An 18450-nucleotide genomic window follows, 5' to 3' on the forward strand; every position below is an offset into this window, starting at 1 on the left:
TTAATGTGAAAATTCCAGCGGATGCTATCATACCCGAAGCAAAGTTGACGCGCTATTTACTTGTTCCCAAAGCACAAGATGACAAGTCAAAATTTCTCGCTCAAGGGGGTTTTAGTCAAGATAACCCAGAAGCTTTGTTAGCAGCCATCCAGTTTTTGATAGCGTCGGCTGAGGCTGTAGAAGATGGTGCTAATGAATTCGGAAAGTTCTTTCGCGCTGAAGGTGAGCTGCCAGGAGTTAACGGACGTAATTTAGCAGTTGTTACAATTTGGTTGCAGTGGCAAATTGACGGAAGTTTTCATTTTATTACTCTCAAACCGAAAAAGGAGTCTCGACGTGAAACTTGAACTTTACCAGCGTGTAGCATTGTGTCGGGATCTACCGCTATATCAGCTAAAAAAAGGCGATGTAGCGATGTTAGTCGATCGCGTACCTCACCCAAACGAAGGCGAAGATGGCTGCGTTCTAGAAATATTTAATGCTTTAGGAGAATCGATTTTAGTTGTGGCTGTCTCCCGTTCTGATGTGGAACTTCTGCGAGCTGATGAAGTGTTAGCAGTTCGCTCTTTAGTACAGGCGAGTTAACCGCTGTATCGCGGTTCAAAATGTTTTCAAATACAACAAATTTTCCTAGCATTTTAGCTTATGCTCGTAACATCCCCCCCACTTTTAAGTGAAGACCAAGCCTTATCTTTACTAGAAAAAGCAGTCAAACAATCGGAAGCCGAAGCAGTATTTGTCAGTCTCTCTACTGGCGAAGAATCTCTTTCGAGATTCTCGGAAAATCAAATCAGCCAAAATATTAGCAAAGCTGTATTTAGCCTGAGCATTACTAGCTATTTCGGCAAGAAAAGCGCCTCTGCATCTGTTACAGAATTTGATGAAGATGCGATCGCCTCCGCAGTCAAGCGATCGGAAGAATTGGCCAGAATTGCGCCGGCAGACCCCGAATGGATGCCGCTGCTGCCGCCTCAAACCTACGATTTGCGCTCGCCCGCCTTCGACGCAGCAACGGCAACTGTATCGCCTCTAGCGCGGGCCAAAATGGTGCAGCAAGGTGCGATTCGTTCAGTCGAAACCGAGAAATTGGGGGATGACTGGCTTCTACAGGGTAATCCATGAGGATTGAGTTCGCACTTTAATCCCTTGTAGATGACAACTTCATAACCTTGCAGGTGAGCGTTAGTATCCTAGAAAACGATAAGTCCTGCCCCTCAGACGTAGAGGTGAAAGCATATCTCCCACTGTAGAGACTAGCCATCAATCGGTGAAGCGGAGATAAAAGCGGAAAGAGCCACTAGCCTAAAAGTGGTATCCCGTGAGCAAGTTCCTACGGATAGCAAATGCGAAGTCACTGCCTGAATCACCGTTACGGCGAACCAGCGAAATAAGGCTTTATGCGCTGGTAGTCCCAAAAGGGCATTAGTACAGGGTGGTATGAGAATTTTGCCCGACATACCTACGTTACCCAAAAACTCGGTGAAGAGGTGACATCCTAACGGAACAGACCAATGGTTATGAGGAACGAAGTAACCCACCTGATTACTCTCGAAGAGGTCGAATACTTCGAGCAGTCAGCTAAGACGAAACATCTGGACTTCCAGGTAACAGGTGGTAGAGATTGAGTCAAAAGCCAACGCCTCACTGCAATGGTGAGGATATGCTAACGGACTTACGGTAATACGGATGGTATAGCTACAAGTAGCAATGAATATGTTATGAACACGGTAGAAAAACCGATGTATGAATGGAACGATATCAACTGGCGAAAGCTAGAGCGTAACGTTTTAAATTGCAAAAGCGGATATATCAAGCGTCTAATCGTGGTGATGTCAAGCTAGTACGCAGACTCCAGAAACTGTTGATAAGTTCTTGGGCAGCAAAAGCATTATCGGTTCGTCGGGTAACACAAGATAATCAAGGAAAGAAGACGGCAGGCGTGGACGGTGTTAAATCGCTGACCCCAAAGCAACGTCTCGCACTGATAGATAAAATATCATTGGGTTCAAAGGTTAAGCCAACACGCCGAGTTTGGATACCCAAACCAGGGACAGATGAGGAAAGACCGTTAGGCATACCGACAATGGAAGACCGAGCCTTGCAAGCGTTAGTCAAACTGGTGTTAGAACCAGAATGGGAAGCGCGATTTGAACCTAACTCATACGGGTTCAGACCAGGACGCTCGTGCCACGATGCAATAGGAGCAATATTCAGTGCGGTAAGTCAGAAATCAAAATATGTGCTGGATGCCGATATCAGTAAATGCTTCGACCGCATTAACCATGATGTACTTCTCTCAAAATTAAATACCTATCCTACCCTACGGAGACAAATCCGGGCTTGGTTAAAAGCTGGTGTTATGGATGGAAACAAGCTGTTCCCAACTGATGAAGGGACACCACAGGGCGGGGTGATTTCACCTCTACTTGCCAATGTCGCCTTACATGGGATTGAGGAATTGATTATGGGTTTAGCCCCAAAATTCGAGATGAGAGACTCTCGTGGTCATACTTATGGATTACGAGACAAAATCAAATCGATTTCACTGATACGATATGCGGACGATTTCGTAGTTCTCCATGAGGATGTAGAAGTTGTGAAGCTGTGTAAGGTTGAGATAGAGAAGTGGTTAAGTGACATTGGGTTAGAATTAAAGCCGAGTAAAACAAGATTAGCCCACACCCTGAATAAACTAGATGATGAAAAACCTGGATTTAACTTTCTAGGATTCAACATCAGGCAGTTTCCAGTAGGAAAACACAACTCAAGTAAGGGAACTAGAGGCACTTTATTGGGCTTTAAAACTATTATCAGCCCTAGCAAGGAAAGTCAGAAAAGGCACTACAGAAAAGTTGCGGAAGTAATAAATAAATCGCGTGGGTTAAACCAAGCGACTTTAATAAAAAATCTCAATCCTATCATTAGGGGTTGGTGTAACTACTTCTCAACAGTCGTCAGCAAGAAAATATTTGATAGGCTGTGGCACTTAGTGGTTTGGAAGCTTCTCAAATGGGGTCGCCATCGTCATAGGAACAAGGGCAGAGGATGGACACGCCTTAAATACTTCAAAACCGTAGAAGGCAATAACTGGGTGTTCGCAACCGGAGAGGGTAACAATCCTCTAAAGCTCATACAACATAGTTCCACTGAAATAAAGCGCTATGTAAAAGTAAAAGGGATGGCATCACCCTATGACGGTGACTGGATATATTGGAGTTCAAGAATGGGAGTACACCCAGAAATACCCGTAAGAGTAGCCAAACTACTCAAGCGACAAAAAGGGAAATGCGCTCACTGCGATAACTACTTCAAAGATGGAGATTCGATAGAGGTTGACCACATCGCCCCCAAATCGAAAGGTGGAAAGGAATCGTATGATAATTGGCAGCTACTCCATCGACATTGCCACGACACAAAGACTGCCAATGATGGCAGTCTTGGTAACAAATCTAGCTGCAAAAGTGCTAAACCTAAGCCACCAGTGGAACCAAGCCTTTGGGCTTGGGAAAACGATATGTTGGTAATGACGTACTGATGACAACAGCCGTTTTATTGAGGAGCGGAATGATGGGAAACTATCACGTTCCGTTTTGGAGAGCAGTGGAGGAGGCGACTCCTTCACTGACTTTAATCTTGCGCCATTGCCGCACAGGGGGGGGCTCACGGTTCGGGTACTTTGAGCGCTGAGGCGTCGCTGTACGCGATCGCCTCGTCAACCGGACTCCGCGCCTGCAACCAGTCTACAGAGGCGGATTTCAGCTTGACTGCTCGCGTTGAAGACGGTTCTAGCTGGGCGAAGAGCACTGCTTGGAGTATCAACGAATTGCCGATCGCCCAATTAGCAGAACAAGTGCTCGATCGGGCGATCGCATCTCGCAACCCGCGCCCCATCACTCCCGGCGTTTATCCGGTAATCTTTGACGGCGCTGCTTTTGCGGGCTTGCTACCGTGGGTGATTTGGGGGCTGGATGCGAGGGCGGCGGATGAGGGGCGATCGTTTATGTCGATCGCCGATGCAGAGGGAAAACCAGCGGGAAACCGCGCGGGGGAACAACTTTTTAGCCCGTTAGTGCAAGTGCAGCGCGATCCGGCTCATCCTTTGCTGCGATCGAATACTTTTTTCGGCGACGGATTGAGCAATAACTATTTGGAAATCATCAAAGATGGCGTACCTCAAAGTTTGTCTTATTCCCGCTACTGGGCCGCACAAAAAGGCAAAGAGGCAAAAGGTGCTTTTTACCCGATCGTGATGACAGGTTCCGACCAAAGTTTAGCAGATTTAATTGCTCAAACCGAGCGCGGAATTTTCGTCAGTCGAGCTTGGTACGTGCGCTACGTTAATCCGAAAACATTGGAAGTAACGGGAATGACTCGCGACGGTACTTTTTGGATTGAGGATGGCAAAATTGCTTATCCGATTAAAAACCTGCGTTTCAATCAAGTTTTACCTGATATGTTGCGCGATGTGGATGCAGTTAGTGCGGTGAAGCGTTACGGCGGTAGTGTCGTGCCCGGAGTGCGCGTGAAAGCTTTTAATTTCACGAGTATTACTGACAGTTTGTAACTCACACATTTCTAACAATCTGTAGGGGCGGGTTTCACAAACAATCACAGCCAACAAAGAACAATCTCTCAAACCCGCCCCCACTGACAGTTTGTGACTCACACATTTCTAACAATCTGTAGGGGCGGGTTTCACAAACAATCACAGCCAACAAAGAACAATCTCTCAAACCCGCCCCCACCCAGATTAATGCGAGTGATTTATCGTGAAGGTAGAGTATTTATTTTGATAGTTAGGATTAAAACCAGCTATTATAGTCATCAGTCTGGTGTCTGTTGTTAGTAACAATTCCCAATTCCCAATTCCCAATTACCAATTCTCAATGAATCAATATTTTGCTACAGTTGCGCGCGGTTTAGAAACTATTGCCGCCCAAGAATTAGAACGTTTAGGGGCTCAGGATGTCAAGCCAGATTTTACTGGGGTTTACTTTGCGGGCGATCGCACTTTATTGTACCGCGTCAATCTGTGGTCTAGAACAATTTTTCGAGTGTTAATGCCGATCGCCGAATTCCGGTGTTACAACTCGGATATGCTCTACCGCGAAGTGCAGAAAATCCCTTGGGACGAATACTTATATCCCGAAAATACGTTAGCAGTAAACTGCACCGGCGGCAACGAAAAGTTGAACCACACTCACTTTACAGCTTTGCAAGTCAAAAATGCGATCGCCGACCAACAGCGCCTTCAATTTAACAAGCGTTCTAATGTCGATGTAGATCATCCCGATTTGCTAATTAACATTCACATTCATCAAGATAGAGCTATTTTAAGTTTAGACAGTTCTGGAGGCAGTTTGCACCGCCGGGGATATCGACCGGCGATGGGGCTTGCTCCCCTCAAAGAAACCCTAGCTGCGGCTTTGTTGGAGATGGCAGAATGGACGCCTGATTTGCCGTTTTTAGACCCGATGTGCGGTTCTGGAACTTTGCCTTTGGAAGCGACTTTAAAGGCGTTGAATATTGCACCGGGATTGTTTCGAGAAAAGTTTGGATTTATGACTTGGCGGGATTTTGACGAACCTTTGTGGGATAAATTGTGGGCAGAAGCTGAAAACAGCGAGTTACCGGAGCTTAAACAGGTGATTGCAGGGTGCGATCGCGATTTTGATATGTTAACTCAAGCTCGCACGAACGCGCAGCAAGCCGGTATTTCCGGTAAGATTCAGTTTGCTCAAACCGAATTGTCTCAGTTGGAAGCCCCCGCAGACAGAGGCGTTTTGATTTGCAATCCTCCCTACGGAGAGCGCCTGGGAGATGCTAGCGAATTGGGAGATTTGTACAAGATGTTGGGGGATATTTTCAAGCATCGTTTTAAAGGTTGGAATGCGTTTATTTTAACTGGCAATAAGGAGTTGGGTAAAAAGGTGGGACTCAGGACATCGCGGCGAATTCCTGTTTATAATGGATCGATTCCGTGTACGTTGCTCAAGTATGAACTGTATTAAATATTTATAGAACATATCTCACTCAACTTGGCAATAGCCAATATTAATTGGAAGAGGTTAGGCTAAATGAAAATCTTTGAAATTGACGAGCACAAGCTCATTTTAGGAGATGTGTTAGAAGTGCTTGGCAGTGAAATTCAAGACAACTCAATAGATTTGATTTTTGCCGATCCCCCCTATAATATTGGCAAAAATTTTAATGGTTTTAAAGACAAGTGGGAATTTGAAAATGATTATTTAGAATGGAGTTATAGTTGGTTAAACTTATGTGTTAACAAGCTCAAGCATAACGGCAGTTTGTATCTAATGGCGTCAACTCAAAGTATGCCCTACTTTGATTTATATTTGCGCGATCGTTTAACAATCCTTTCTCGAATAGTGTGGTATTATGACAGTTCGGGCGTACAAGCAAAAAAATTTTACGGTTCTCTGTACGAACCAATTTTATATTGCGTCAAAGACAAACGAAATTATACATTCAATTCCTCAGATATTCTGGTAGAGGCAAAAACCGGATCTGTTAGAAAGCTAATTGACTACCGCAAGGCTACACCATCAGTATATAATTCTAAAAAAGTTCCAGGTAATGTGTGGGAGTTTCCGAGAGTGAGATATCGTATGCGTGAGTATGAGGAACATCCTACCCAAAAACCAACATCATTGTTAGAAAGAATTATCAAAGCCAGTAGTAATGAGGGCGACGTTGTACTAGATATATTTTCGGGAACTTTTACAACATCATTTGTTGCCAAGCAGCTTAACAGAAAGTCAATCGGCATAGAATTACAAGAAAAGTATCTACAAATAGGATTGCGGAGGTTGCAAATTACCCCCGATGAGAGTGAAGAGGCTCTCATGTCTGAAGTCAAATCCGGTGAAGTTTCGCCACAGCAGCTAACAATAAACTTACAGCTATAATAAAAATGGAACATGAATTTACAAAAATAATTAAGGCCATTTTAGAGGAGAACTTTGGCGACGAGGGGGATCAAATAGTCCGTGAAAGTCAGCTAATTTCATATTTGAATATCAAGACTAAATCTTCAAATAAAGGCTCAAAATCAAGAGGAAGTTTTGCCAACTTATACGCAATCTATGTTTTAGTGGAAGATTATTTGGGGAAAAATTTCGATCGGACAGGAATGTATTCAGATTATGAAGGTGCAGTTTATACGAATCTTTTTAAGAGACAGCGTGAATTACCATTCGGGCAAAAGCTTCAAAATCATGGCTTGAACCATAGGATGAATGAAGAATTTAAAAAATATTTTCCCACTTGTGAGTTCATCCCTATTTTGAGAAATCAGAAAAATAACAGGTATTGGTTTAACGAAAATTTATTAAAAGTCAAAATCAATGAGAATGAACACAATATAGCAGAAACAGTAATCCACATAATTGATGCTTACGTTGAAGCTAAGAGAGATAGCTTTGAAAAGTTTATTCAAATCTGTAAAGATGCTCAAAGATTGACAGAGGTTCAAGTCAGAGAATTTATAAAACAAATGGTAGCGCCAAATGTAGATGCTCGAATTTTCGAGATAGTCAGCTACAGTATATTAAAATACTACTACAATGACCGAGTTATTTATTGGGGTTATGCACTAGACAGACTCCAGCAAGAAAATTTAAAGCTGTTTAAAACAGGTAGGACAAATGCTAATGATGGGGGAATTGACTTTGTAATGAAACCCCTAGGACGTTTTTTTCAGGTGACTGAAACTGTAGATGTAAATAAATATTTCCTAGACATTGATAAAATTGAAAGGTATCCGATCACATTTGTAGTTAAATCTTTAGATTCAGATAGTGAAATTAAATCAAAGATTGAAGCACAAGCTCGAAAGCTGTATTCCATAAATGCTATAGTATCTCAGTATATGCAATGTATACAAGAAATAATCAATGTTCCTATTCTGATAGAAAGATTTGAACAAGCGGTTGCCAAAGGGTACTTAAGCAATGTATTGAACGAGATTATTAAGCAGAGCAGATTAGAATTTAATTATGAAGATGAGGAAGAAAGTCTGGAAATTGAACTATTAGACGTTGCTCTAGATGATGAATGATTCAGTCATTCGATTTTAGATTTTAGATTTTAGATTTTAGAGTGACCCCACGGATAAATCCGGGGGCTTGAGGATGCAAGGATTTTGGATTTTGGATTGATTCCACGGATAAATCACGTGGCGGGTACCATCAAGAAATTATTGGTCATAAATTCCGCCTGCTTTAGACAATTATTGTTTCCTTACCTTTAACATCTACACTGGCAACAAAGAAACGTGAGCCGAAACAATCTTCCACCCTTGAGGAAACTTCCGCCACATCTGACTCTGCCGCCCCAGCCGCACCACTCCATCCATTACACGGCGGAATTCCAGCGTCACAGCCGCCGTGTCTCTGTCGAATGTCACGACTTTGAGGTTGAACATTTCTCGATCGACATTTACAGGCGATCGTCCTTTGCGAAAAGCCCTCACCTCATCGCTCCCGTACAGGTTCTCCGTCACCCCAAACCGCACGACTTCCGGCGCATCCCAGAACAAATTATCGAGAGTTTCAATATCGTTCGTACACAGAGCTTTTTCGTATTTTAAATATAGTTCAGTTAACTCAGTCACCACAGCATAATCATTGATAACAGTCATTCGATTTTCGATTTTAGATTTTTGATTTTCGATTGACACCACGGATAAATCCGGGGGCTTTTCGATTTGAGATTTGAGATTTTTGATTTTCGATTGACACCACGGATCAATCTGGGGGCTTTTCGATTTGAGATTTGAGATTTTTGATTTTCGATTGACACCACGGATCAATCTGGGGGCTTTTCGATTTGAGATTTTTGATTTTTGATTTTCGATTGACACCACGGATCAATCTGGGGGCTTGAGGATGCAATGATATTGGATTTTGGATTGATTCAACGGATAAATTCCGGGGCTTGTACCATCAAGAAATTATTGTCATAAATTGTAGATTTTAAAACTCTTAATTTTCACAAGTTGTGTTTGCAATAAGGACGAAAATCCTTACTACAAACGCAACTAATTAGAGGAAATTAATGCTCAATTTTCAGCGAAATAATTTTGTCACCTTGGCGGATAGCATTGACGACAGACATATCCTCAGTTTTGCCAAAAGTTGTGTGAACTCCATCTAGATGAGACTGGGGAGAATGGCAAATAAAGAATTGGCTGCCACCCGTATCGCGGCCTGCGTGAGCCATCGATAAAGTTCCTGCCAAATGTTTGTTGGAGTTAATTTCGCACTTGATTTTGTAGCCGGGGCCGCCCGTTCCATTGCCTTTGGGACAGCCACCTTGAATCATAAAGTTAGGAATGACTCGGTGAAAAGTCAATCCATCGTAAAAACCTTTTTCCGCCAAGTCAACAAAATTCTTCACTGTGTTAGGCGCATCCGCATCGAACAATTCCAAATTGATTGTGCCTTTCTCGGTTTCCATAATAGCGCGGGTCATGATTTCTCCTGGCTTCCTAAAATGATTGTGTTGCCTGCGTGTTAATTGCGGACTTCGCTTTTATAGCGACAGGTTTCAAACTGTCGTTATATTGTGGCTTCCAGAAGTGTAGCATATTCCGGCAACTCTCATAGGACTTATGTGCGCTTTCTGAGGAAACCCGGTTTATTGCGAGATTTCTGGTTAGCAAAGCCAATATTTTCTGAGACACCGGGTTTGTTACCCTCTGTCATATTTTAATTGTTTGTCACTTGCGGGCGATCGGGTTCTTCCTGAATATCGCTCATATTAAAAATGAAAGGAACCCGACTCGAACCTGCGCCCATAACCAGCACTTTTGGCATCTGAGCTCCCCCGCTTCTCCAAGCTTCGATCGCCTCTTTTTGCAGAACTAAATTGCCGCCCTGAGCCTTCAAAGTTTCAGCCAAAAGTCTTTGAGCTTCAGCCCTACCTTGAGCGCGGTTAATGTCGGCTTGAGCCTGCTGTTCTGCTTCCTGAGCCACATAAACAGCCCTTTGTGCCCGCTGTTCAGCAACCTGTTTCTCCTCAACCGCTTTCGCAAAATCTGTCGAGAATCGAATGTTAACAACGCTCGTATCGAGTACGATTACATCATATTTGGATAGCCTGTCCTTCAGCGCAGTATCAAAGTCTCGCTTCAGTTCACTTCTTTGAGTAATAGATTGTTCGGCGGTTCTCAGTGCAGCGGCTGTTTTAAATGCTTCTTGCGTCTGAGGAGCAATAATTTTTGAAACTATATTCTCCAATGTTCCTTGAGTCCTTCGGACATCAACTATTCTCGCAGGATCGAGGCGAAAGTTGATCGCAAAACTAGCATTTAAATCCTGAAGGTCTTTAGTAGCACTCTGGGCGGGAACTTCAAATTTTTGCACTGTTACATCGTACACATCTACCTTGGAGATCAGCGGGGGTCTGAGGTGAAACCCCTCTAACAATGCTCCATCTCTGGCTTTTCCTAAAACGCTGACTACTCCTGCTTCACCTGGATTGATGACGACAAAAGAGTTGAAGGCGATGAGTAGCGCGCCTACTAATAGAATCCCAGCGAATGCTGATGATATACTCTGGAAACTTTGACTTTTCAACTTACACGCTCCTTTGTTCTCATTCCATTATAATGGTTAAATGGATTTGGTTGCCTCTCAAGTCTAAAATCTCAAATCTAAAATTACTACAGTCTAAAATGGATCGGGTCGCATCTCAAATCTAAAATCTAAAACGGATGGGCTGATGCTCAAAATTGTTAAATATCCTAGAACTTATCACATCGAAGGTTCGCGCTTCCAACCGGGTGATGAAGACCTCGACAGCGTGCCATTTAGCGTTTTGACCGATCGCCCTCTAATTATAGAAGAAAAGGTAGACGGCGCTAATACAGGCATCAGCTTCGCACCAGACGGACAAATGCTGCTGCAAAGTCGCGGCCACTATCTCACCGGCGGGCCGAGGGAAAAACATTTTAACTTATTCAAACAGTGGGCTTTCAGTCTCAGCCCAGCCCTGGGAGAAGTCCTGGGAAATCGCTATATTCTTTACGGCGAATGGCTTTATGCCAAACACACTGTTTTTTATGATTTTTTGCCGCACTATTTTATGGAATACGACGTGCTCGACTTAGAAACAAATCAATTTTTGAGTACAGAATCCCGCCGCAATTTGTTAAGCGGATTGCCGTTGGTGTCCGTTCCCGTGCTGTTTTCTGGAGTGCTGAAATCTCCCAAGCAAATGATGCAGTTTATGGAAAAATCTAATTTTATTCAACCCGGACATTTGGAACGCTTGCGTTTGTACTGCGGGGAATTGGGATTAGATGAAGAACGGTGTTTGAAAGAGACTGACAAGAGCGATCGCATGGAGGGTCTGTACATTAAAGTCGAAGAAGATGGCATAGTAAAGGCGCGTTACAAATACGTGCGTGCCAGTTTTTTGACTGCTATTAAAAATGCCGAAGGACATTGGCTAAATCGCCCAATTATACCCAATATTCTGCGTCCCGGCGCAGATTTATTTAATTTTAGTTAACCAGCAGGTGAATTTATGAATACACTGTTATCGCCCTCGCCGCCTTGGACTTTTCCCTTTTGTCCCGAACCGCCCGATTGGTTCCTGGATTGGGACGGTATTCAAACGCATTTCGACTGGATTGACAGCCTCAAAGGATGTCAGCAAGACCCGATTTACCACGCCGAAGGAGATGTTTTTATTCATACAAAAATGGTCTGCGAAGCCTTAATATCTTCCCCAAATTGGCGGCAGCTTCCCGAAAAAGAGCGATCGATACTTTTTGCCGCCGCTTTGCTGCACGATGTCGCAAAACCAACCTTTACAAAAATAGAAGCCGACGGCAGAATCAGCTCAAAAGGTCACGCCCGTCAAGGTGCGAGAATGGTCAGACAAATTTTATCTCAATTCGAGCCGCCCGTGCAGTTTGAGATTCGCGAAACAGTGGTGGCGATCGTCCAATTCGGCAGTTTACCCATCTGGTTAATCGACAAACCCAACCCGCAGCAGTCCGTAATTAAAGTCAGTCAAGTTGTCCGCTGCGATTTCCTCGCACTTTTAGCCGAAGCAGACGTGCGCGGCCGCCACTGCGCCGACCAACAAGAATTGCTCGATAAAATAGAACTATTTCGGGAGTTTTGTCAAGAAAATTATTGTTGGGATTCTCCCCGACAATTCCCATCAGCACACAGCCGATTTATCTACTTCCGCAAAGAGAACGGAAACCCAGATTACGAAGCATTTGACGACACTAAATGCGAAGTAATTTTGATGTCCGGCTTGCCGGGAAGCGGTAAAGATTATTGGATTCAGAAAAATCTCCCAAATTTGCCAGTAATCTCGCTGGATGCACTGCGAAAAGAGATGAATGTCCCTCCCGACGAAACCCCTGGAAATGTGGTCGCAGCCGCCAAAAAAAGAGCGCGCGAATACATGAATGAGGGGCGTTCTTTTGTGTGGAACGCCACGAATACAACTAAACAAATGCGGCAGCAATTAATTGATTTTTTTGCGGCTTACCAAGCGCGCATTCGCATTGTTTATCTAGAAGTACCTCTAGAAGAAATATTGCAGCGGAATCGATCGCGCACAGCAACAGTACCGGAAGCAGTCATTCGCAAATTAGCTGCGCGGCTGGATATTCCAGACATCACAGAAGCGCATCAAGTCGATCGGATCGTTAACAATTAATCTCCCTTGTTACCTCCAACTGTTAGAGCCCCGACTTCTTTAAGAAGTCGGGGCTCTGGGTATTAGGTTGGGGGTTTCCCTTGAATCAATGAGTTTTATAATTTTTATCAGTCCAGCAGCGCGGCAAAACTTCGCCGGAGGGAAAAACTAATTTACTCTTCGGAAATTTTTCTGGATCTTGCTCTTCTTCACCTGCTTGATTTTGCCCCAATACCTCATTTTTGGTAGGGTTGACTAAAGCATCTACATCGAGAATTTTTATCAAGTCGCCTGATTCTTTTTCTTTTAAAAGCATAGTTTCTCCTTGTCAATTGAATGCAAGTTATGGTTTGAGGACAACTTTGATGCAGTTGTCTTTTTTGTTGAGGAAAATATCGTAGCCGTGGGGCGCTTCATCCAATTTCATTCGGTGCGTAATTACGAATGACGGGTCAATTTCGCCTTTTTGAACGCGATCGAGCAAAGGCCCCAAATAGCGGTGAACGTGCGTCTGTCCCATTTTCAGGGTCAAGCCTTTGTTGAAAGCTGCACCTAATGGCACTTTGTCTGCGAAGCCGCCGTAAACGCCGGGAATTGAGACTGTACCGCCCTTGCGACACGCGAGGATAACTTGTCGCAGGGCCGTAGGTCGATCGCTCTCCAACCGCACGGCTTGCTTAGCTTTGTCGTACAAAGCGTCGAGACCGGTGCCGTGGGCTTCCATCCCCACCGCGTCGATGCAAGAGTCGGGCCCGCGTCCCCCCGTCATTTCGGTGACAGCTTCCCCGGCGTCCATTTCTTCGTAATTGATGATTTCAGCTTTGGCCGCAGCCGCCATTTGCAAGCGTTCCGGTATGCGGTCGATCGCAATTACTCGATCGGCCCCCAGCATAAACGCGCTTCTGATCGCAAATTGTCCGACAGGCCCGCATCCCCAAACTGCGACAGTATCCCCCGGCTGAATGTCGCAGTTTTCTGCCGCCATGTAACCGGTAGGAAAGATATCGGTGAGGAACAATACTTGTTCGTCAGAAAGTCCGTCGGGAATTTTTAAAGGGCCGACATCTGCAAACGGAACCCGCGCGTATTCTGCTTGACCTCCTGCATAGCCGCCCGTTAAATGCGAGTAGCCAAACAGTCCCGCCGGCGAATGACCGAACATTTTTTCAGCCAGCCCAGCATTGGGGTTGGAGTTGTCGCACAGCGACCACAAATCGCGGTTGCAAAAGAAGCAACTGCCGCAAGAAATAGTAAAAGGAATGACGATGCGATCGCCCTTTTTCAAGTTCTTGACTTCGCTGCCGAGTTCGACTACTTCCCCCATGAATTCGTGTCCCAGAATATCGCCCGATTGCATTGTCGGGATGAAGCCATTGTAGAGGTGTAAATCCGAGCCGCAGATTGCTGTAGACGTGATTTTAACTATCGCATCGCGCGGGTTGATAATTGTTGGGTCTGGTACATGATCGACTCGCACATCATTTGCTCCGTGCCAGCAAAGAGCTTTCATTATTTTTTTCCTCTAGTTAACTAATAGCTGGCCGATTTTTGCTTCTCAATCTTAAATTTACTACGCCGATTAATTATCTGCTTGGATATTTTAATGTTAAGCATATAAAATATAGTTTATCTCTATCCTAGGTATAATTTATAAATCTATCTTCCGGCTGTTTCCAATAACAACAATGTCAAGTTAATCCTCTAACTAAAGTGCGGGATATTTCACATTCTTCTGTTAACCCCCAACAGTTATAGCAACCGCGCCCGACGGTGAGAACGTTCTTAATTGCTGAAACCGTTGCCGAAGATTGCTTCTGACTTCTCTTTTAGATAACTAAAGCCTTTTTCCTTTTTCCTTTTTCCTTCTTCTTTCTTCCTTCTACATCTGCTATAACAGCTAACAACTACATAGCTGAGATTGTTTTTGTCGATCGCCGCTCGCTCCCTTCTCACAATCAATAAACTTTCCGCATTTTGCCTCACTATAGCCGCTATTTTTACTCACTTGAGATAAACAGCGACCAAAAACTTCTCACGTAAAAGCGGGTTTATCAATTATTAAACAGGGTGCGCGGCTTTTGTATAGCTCAACACTTCACCCCAATCAGGAGAATTACGCACCCTGCTTAAGGAGGATTAATCGTCAAATATTGTATATTAGTTATAGCTAAAAGCCGAGCTTGCGCTAAAGTTGTTAAAGATTAAAATTTATCGATCGCCTTTTATGCCTTACACTGCATCTACCCCAACAGATCCCAATCAACCCAACATCCGCAATGCCGACTACCGCCTACTAGAATTCACCAAGCTGACACCGATGATGCAGCGGTATGTGGAAGTGAAAGAACAGTATCCCCACGCACTTTTATTGTTTCGAGTCGGAGATTTTTTTGAGTGTTTTTTCCAAGATGCAGTTACTATTTCGCAGGAATTAGAACTTGTTTGTACTAGCAAAGAAAGCGGCAAAGAAATTGGCAGAGTGCCGATGACGGGAGTACCGCACCACGCCCTCGACCGCTACACCTCAATGTTAGTAGAAAAAGGTTATGCCGTGGTAGTTTGCGACCAAGTTGAAGATGCCTCGATTGCTGCTAGAGAAGGTCGTCAAGTCAAGCGAGAAATTACCCGCATTCTCACTCCCGGAACTTTGACTGATGACGGAATGCTCAAACCCAGACAAAATAATTTTTTAGCAGCAGTCGTCATTGCTGGGGAACATTGGGGATTGGCTTATACAGATATTTCTACGGGAGAATTCGTCACTACCCAAGCAGACAGTTTAGAACAATTAACCTTAGAATTGCTGCGCTTGCAACCTTCGGAAGTCTTGGTACCGACTAATGCGCCGGATTTGGTGACTATGTTGAGGCCCGGAGAGAAATCCGAGCATTTGCCCGATTGTTTGCCGAATTCGTTTTGCTATTCTTTGCGATCGCAAATTCCGTTTAGTTTGTCCGAAGCAAAACAGAGAATCCTGCAAAAGTTCAAAGTGCGATCGCTCGAAGGCCTGGGATGCGGACACCTTTCCCTCGCAGTGCGCGCCGCCGGCGGTTTGCTGCAATATATCGAAGAAACTCAAAAGGAAAAAGCAGTTTCTTTGCAAAGATTGCACACTTACACTCTCACCGATTTTCTCATACTCGACTACCAAACCCGCCGCAATCTCGAAATTACTCAAACAGTGAGAGATGGGGTTTTTCACGGTTCGCTGCTGTGGGCTATAGACAAAACCAGCACCGCAATGGGAGGCCGCGCTTTGCGCCGCTGGGTGCTGCAACCTCTGCTCAACATTAAAGGCATTTGCGCCCGACACGACACGATTCAAGAATTAGTAGAAAATAACGGTCTGCGCCAAGATTTGCAGCAGTTGCTGCGCCAAATTTACGACATCGAAAGACTGACAGGCCGCGCCGGTTCGGGAACAGCTAGCGCGCGGGATTTGGTCGCTTTAGCTGATTCTCTCTCGAAACTGCCGGCATTAGCCTCCATCGCAGCCCAAGGGATCTCGCCCTATTTGAAAGCGCTGCAAAATGTACCGCCAATTCTAGAAGAATTAGCAAATACAATTCACGCTCACTTAGTTGATGAACCGCCGATTCATTTAAAAGAAGGAGGTTTGATTCGCTCGGGAATCAATCCCATGCTAGATGAAATGCGCCACACTGCATCAGCAGACCAAGAATGGATTGCAAATTTAGAAGCAACTGAGAGAAAACGCACCGGAATTTCTAATTTAAAAGTAGGCTACAATAAAGCTTTCGGCTATTACATCAGCATTACTAAATCGAAAGTAGACCAAGTGCCGAAGGACTACACCCGCAAGCAAACTCTCACCAATGAAGAACGCTACAGCACTGAAGAATTAAAAGAAAGGGAAGTGCGAATTCTGACAGCGCGGGAAGATTTAAATCAATTGGAATACGATATTTTTGCTAAAGTGCGATCGGAGGTAGGAGAACAGGCCGAAATTATTCGCAACGTTTCCCGCGCCGTGGCGGCTGCAGATGTTTTGTGCGGTTTAGCAGAAGTAGCAGTTTACCAGAATTACTGCCGCCCGACTATGACAGAAAGTCGGGAAATTAAAATTATTGAAGGTTGTCATCCTGTGGTGGAAAAGTCTTTGCCGCCCGGATTTTTTGTACCTAATTCGGCTTTTTTGGGTCGGGAAAAATCGCTAAACCGCCCAGATTTAATTATTTTAACCGGGCCGAATGCTAGCGGGAAAAGCTGCTACTTGCGGCAGGTGGGTTTGATCCAGTTAATGGCGCAGATGGGCAGTTTTGTGCCGGCGAAAGCTGCGAGTTTGGGAATTTGCGATCGCATTTTTACCCGCGTCGGCGCAGTAGATGATTTGGCGACCGGTCAGTCTACGTTTATGGTAGAAATGAACGAAACTGCAAATATTCTCAATCACGCGACGCCGCAATCGTTGGTTTTGTTAGATGAAATTGGCAGGGGAACAGCGACGTTTGACGGACTGTCAATTGCTTGGTCTGTGGCAGAATATTTAGCAACTGAGATTCGGGCGCGGACAATTTTTGCGACTCACTATCACGAGTTAAATGAGTTAGCTTCTATTTTAGATAATGTCGCAAATTATCAAGTGACAGTGAAAGAATTGCCGGATCAAATCGTTTTTTTGCACCAAGTTCAGCCGGGAGGTGCTGACAAATCTTACGGAATTGAAGCGGGCAGATTGGCCGGTTTACCGCCGTCGGTGATTGACCGGGCGAGACAAGTGATGAAGCAGATTGAGAAACATAGCAAAATTGCGATCGGGCTGCGGAAAGGTGTTAAAAAAGATGGCAAAAAAGAGTCTGAGGGCGAACAGTTGGATATTTTTGAGGGTTGAAAGTTTTCCTAGGTAAAAAATTGTAGTAACTTCTATATTGCACCATTTTCAATAAGCCTTTCAGGGGCGGGCGGGACACCCCACAAGAAAATTTAATTTTTGTGGAACAGGCATCCTGCCTGTTCTTGAGCATGGTGCAATATCTCAGTTACTACTTTTACTACAAATCAGGAACTCTCCAGCAACTCTAACGCCCATTTTGCAAATTTCTTACCTCTTTGTGCACGCTCATCCCAATTTCCAAAGCCTCATTTAGCAACCGCCCGTATTCCGTCGCCCGATCGCTCACATCCACCGCCATCAAAGCAGCCAAATTACTTTCAATATTAGCAAATAACTCGTAACGGCGGCCGATAAATTGCTGATTTTCCCTGAGAATCCTCTCTGTTTTCAAAGCACACACTAAACTTTCTCTAGTGATTTTTAATGCCTCAATTGCATCTGCTCGGTTAATTAAATTGGCTTGTAAATTGCCAGCAGCCGTTAGGCGATCGATAATATCTAAAGCCTGAATCACCTCATGATACTTCTCAACTTCATCCAGCAGACCCGCTAGCGTTTCCAGAGGTTTTGCCTTCACCCATTTATAGACATTCCAAGCCACAGTAATCGCCAGCGACAAACCCAAAGTTATTTGTAAAACCCTGACAAATATCTCAGCATCGCTAAATGAACCAACATTATGTTTATTGACCAGCAAAGCCACAGGCAGCGAGACAACAAGCGTCACGCAAAATATCAGCAACTCATGCAACAACAGAGCAAACAGCTTTTTGCGGTCCCGGAGTGCAGCAGGTATATAAAAATTCCCTGCAAAACCGTCGCTCAAAGCTATTCCGCTCAAATCCTCCAACTCCTTCTCAGGAATTCTCAACTCATCCAAATCCGCTTGTATCACTATTTAAAATCTC

Annotated in this window: 17 protein-coding genes; 11 read left to right on the forward strand and 6 right to left on the reverse strand. The window is 44.4% G+C overall.

The features are described from left to right. Window positions 1-5: 5 nt before the first annotated feature. The 8 genes from OSC7112_RS24500 (at window position 6) to OSC7112_RS24535 (ending at window position 8080) form a co-directional block, all read left to right on the forward strand. Entirely contained in the window at window positions 6-347 is a 342-nt protein-coding gene (locus tag OSC7112_RS24500) for a DUF6883 domain-containing protein (RefSeq protein ID WP_015178423.1), read from the forward strand. Next, the gene (locus OSC7112_RS24505) at window positions 337-585 is read left to right on the forward strand and encodes a DUF4926 domain-containing protein (RefSeq protein ID WP_015178424.1); all 249 of its coding nucleotides are present in this window, start codon (window positions 337-339) and stop codon (window positions 583-585) included. Before OSC7112_RS24500 ends, OSC7112_RS24505 begins: the two co-directional genes overlap by 11 nt. Window positions 586-645: 60 nt before the next feature. Further along, entirely contained in the window at window positions 646-1122 is a 477-nt protein-coding gene (locus OSC7112_RS24510) for a PmbA/TldA family metallopeptidase (RefSeq protein ID WP_041622723.1), read from the forward strand. 670 nt (window positions 1123-1792) lie between these two features. Then, window positions 1793-3535 carry a group II intron reverse transcriptase/maturase gene (gene ltrA / locus OSC7112_RS24515; RefSeq protein ID WP_397318161.1) on the forward strand — a complete coding sequence of 581 codons (1743 nt, stop codon included), beginning with the start codon at window positions 1793-1795 and terminating at the stop codon, window positions 3533-3535. Window positions 3536-3676: 141 nt separating this feature from the next. After that, the gene (locus OSC7112_RS24520; RefSeq protein WP_317623918.1) at window positions 3677-4564 is read left to right on the forward strand and encodes a TldD/PmbA family protein; all 888 of its coding nucleotides are present in this window, start codon (window positions 3677-3679) and stop codon (window positions 4562-4564) included. 322 nt (window positions 4565-4886) lie between these two features. Then, window positions 4887-6011, forward strand: coding sequence for a THUMP domain-containing class I SAM-dependent RNA methyltransferase (locus OSC7112_RS24525; RefSeq protein ID WP_015178425.1), 1125 nt, complete (start codon window positions 4887-4889; stop codon window positions 6009-6011). Between the two features lie 66 nt (window positions 6012-6077). Further along, complete coding sequence (gene yhdJ / locus OSC7112_RS24530) at window positions 6078-6929, forward strand: adenine-specific DNA-methyltransferase (RefSeq protein ID WP_015178426.1); 852 nt, start codon at window positions 6078-6080, stop codon at window positions 6927-6929. A gap of 5 nt (window positions 6930-6934) precedes the next feature. Then, window positions 6935-8080, forward strand: a complete 1146-nt coding sequence (locus tag OSC7112_RS24535) for a hypothetical protein (RefSeq protein ID WP_015178427.1) — start codon at window positions 6935-6937, stop codon at window positions 8078-8080. 195 nt (window positions 8081-8275) lie between these two features. Here the strand turns inward: OSC7112_RS24535 and hpxZ are convergent, their stop codons facing one another. From hpxZ to OSC7112_RS24550, 3 genes are all read right to left on the reverse strand, one after another. Further along, window positions 8276-8662, reverse strand: coding sequence for an oxalurate catabolism protein HpxZ (gene hpxZ / locus OSC7112_RS24540; RefSeq protein WP_041623430.1), 387 nt, complete (start codon window positions 8660-8662; stop codon window positions 8276-8278). Window positions 8663-9075: 413 nt separating this feature from the next. Further along, window positions 9076-9495 carry a peptidylprolyl isomerase gene (locus OSC7112_RS24545; RefSeq protein ID WP_015178429.1) on the reverse strand — a complete coding sequence of 140 codons (420 nt, stop codon included), beginning with the start codon at window positions 9493-9495 and terminating at the stop codon, window positions 9076-9078. Window positions 9496-9731: 236 nt separating this feature from the next. Then, on the reverse strand, window positions 9732-10601 hold the full coding sequence (locus tag OSC7112_RS24550) for a prohibitin family protein (RefSeq protein WP_015178430.1): 870 nt from the start codon (window positions 10599-10601) through the stop codon (window positions 9732-9734). A gap of 145 nt (window positions 10602-10746) precedes the next feature. On the opposite strand from OSC7112_RS24550, the gene OSC7112_RS24555 reads away from it, so the two are divergent. Both OSC7112_RS24555 and OSC7112_RS24560 read left to right on the forward strand, forming a co-directional pair. Next, window positions 10747-11538: an RNA ligase family protein gene (locus OSC7112_RS24555; protein WP_015178431.1), complete on the forward strand. Its 792-nt coding sequence runs from the start codon at window positions 10747-10749 to the stop codon at window positions 11536-11538. A 15-nt stretch (window positions 11539-11553) separates the two neighbouring features. Continuing rightward, the gene (locus tag OSC7112_RS24560; RefSeq protein WP_015178432.1) at window positions 11554-12708 is read left to right on the forward strand and encodes an AAA family ATPase; all 1155 of its coding nucleotides are present in this window, start codon (window positions 11554-11556) and stop codon (window positions 12706-12708) included. Between the two features lie 85 nt (window positions 12709-12793). Here the strand turns inward: OSC7112_RS24560 and OSC7112_RS24565 are convergent, their stop codons facing one another. Beyond that, a complete protein-coding gene (locus OSC7112_RS24565) occupies window positions 12794-13003 on the reverse strand; it encodes a hypothetical protein (RefSeq protein ID WP_015178433.1) in 210 nt (69 codons plus the stop codon). 27 nt (window positions 13004-13030) lie between these two features. Continuing rightward, window positions 13031-14197, reverse strand: coding sequence for a zinc-dependent alcohol dehydrogenase (locus OSC7112_RS24570; RefSeq protein WP_015178434.1), 1167 nt, complete (start codon window positions 14195-14197; stop codon window positions 13031-13033). A gap of 714 nt (window positions 14198-14911) precedes the next feature. On the opposite strand from OSC7112_RS24570, the gene mutS reads away from it, so the two are divergent. Next, entirely contained in the window at window positions 14912-17539 is a 2628-nt protein-coding gene (gene mutS / locus OSC7112_RS24580) for a DNA mismatch repair protein MutS (protein ID WP_015178435.1), read from the forward strand. A gap of 187 nt (window positions 17540-17726) precedes the next feature. On the opposite strand, the gene OSC7112_RS24585 is transcribed toward mutS, so the two are convergent. After that, window positions 17727-18437: a hypothetical protein gene (locus tag OSC7112_RS24585; RefSeq protein WP_015178436.1), complete on the reverse strand. Its 711-nt coding sequence runs from the start codon at window positions 18435-18437 to the stop codon at window positions 17727-17729. Window positions 18438-18450: the final 13 nt, after the last annotated feature.

The sequence above is a fragment of the Oscillatoria nigro-viridis PCC 7112 genome, from assembly GCF_000317475.1.
GTDB lineage: Bacteria > Cyanobacteriota > Cyanobacteriia > Cyanobacteriales > Microcoleaceae > Microcoleus > Microcoleus nigroviridis.

Bases quoted from the DNA above. Each gene is read 5' to 3' on its own strand.
- OSC7112_RS24545 (WP_015178429.1), bottom strand. From the start codon at position 9,495: ATGACCCGCGCTATTATGGAAACCGAGAAAGGCACAATCAATTTGGAA.
- hpxZ (WP_041623430.1), bottom strand. From the start codon at position 8,662: ATGACTGTTATCAATGATTATGCTGTGGTGACTGAGTTAACTGAACTA.
- OSC7112_RS24560 (WP_015178432.1), top strand. From the start codon at position 11,554: ATGAATACACTGTTATCGCCCTCGCCGCCTTGGACTTTTCCCTTTTGT.
- OSC7112_RS24555 (WP_015178431.1), top strand. From the start codon at position 10,747: ATGCTCAAAATTGTTAAATATCCTAGAACTTATCACATCGAAGGTTCG.
- OSC7112_RS24565 (WP_015178433.1), bottom strand. From the start codon at position 13,003: ATGCTTTTAAAAGAAAAAGAATCAGGCGACTTGATAAAAATTCTCGAT.
- yhdJ (WP_015178426.1), top strand. From the start codon at position 6,078: ATGAAAATCTTTGAAATTGACGAGCACAAGCTCATTTTAGGAGATGTG.
- OSC7112_RS24535 (WP_015178427.1), top strand. From the start codon at position 6,935: ATGGAACATGAATTTACAAAAATAATTAAGGCCATTTTAGAGGAGAAC.
- OSC7112_RS24525 (WP_015178425.1), top strand. From the start codon at position 4,887: ATGAATCAATATTTTGCTACAGTTGCGCGCGGTTTAGAAACTATTGCC.
- mutS (WP_015178435.1), top strand. From the start codon at position 14,912: ATGCCTTACACTGCATCTACCCCAACAGATCCCAATCAACCCAACATC.
- OSC7112_RS24570 (WP_015178434.1), bottom strand. From the start codon at position 14,197: ATGAAAGCTCTTTGCTGGCACGGAGCAAATGATGTGCGAGTCGATCAT.
- OSC7112_RS24510 (WP_041622723.1), top strand. From the start codon at position 646: ATGCTCGTAACATCCCCCCCACTTTTAAGTGAAGACCAAGCCTTATCT.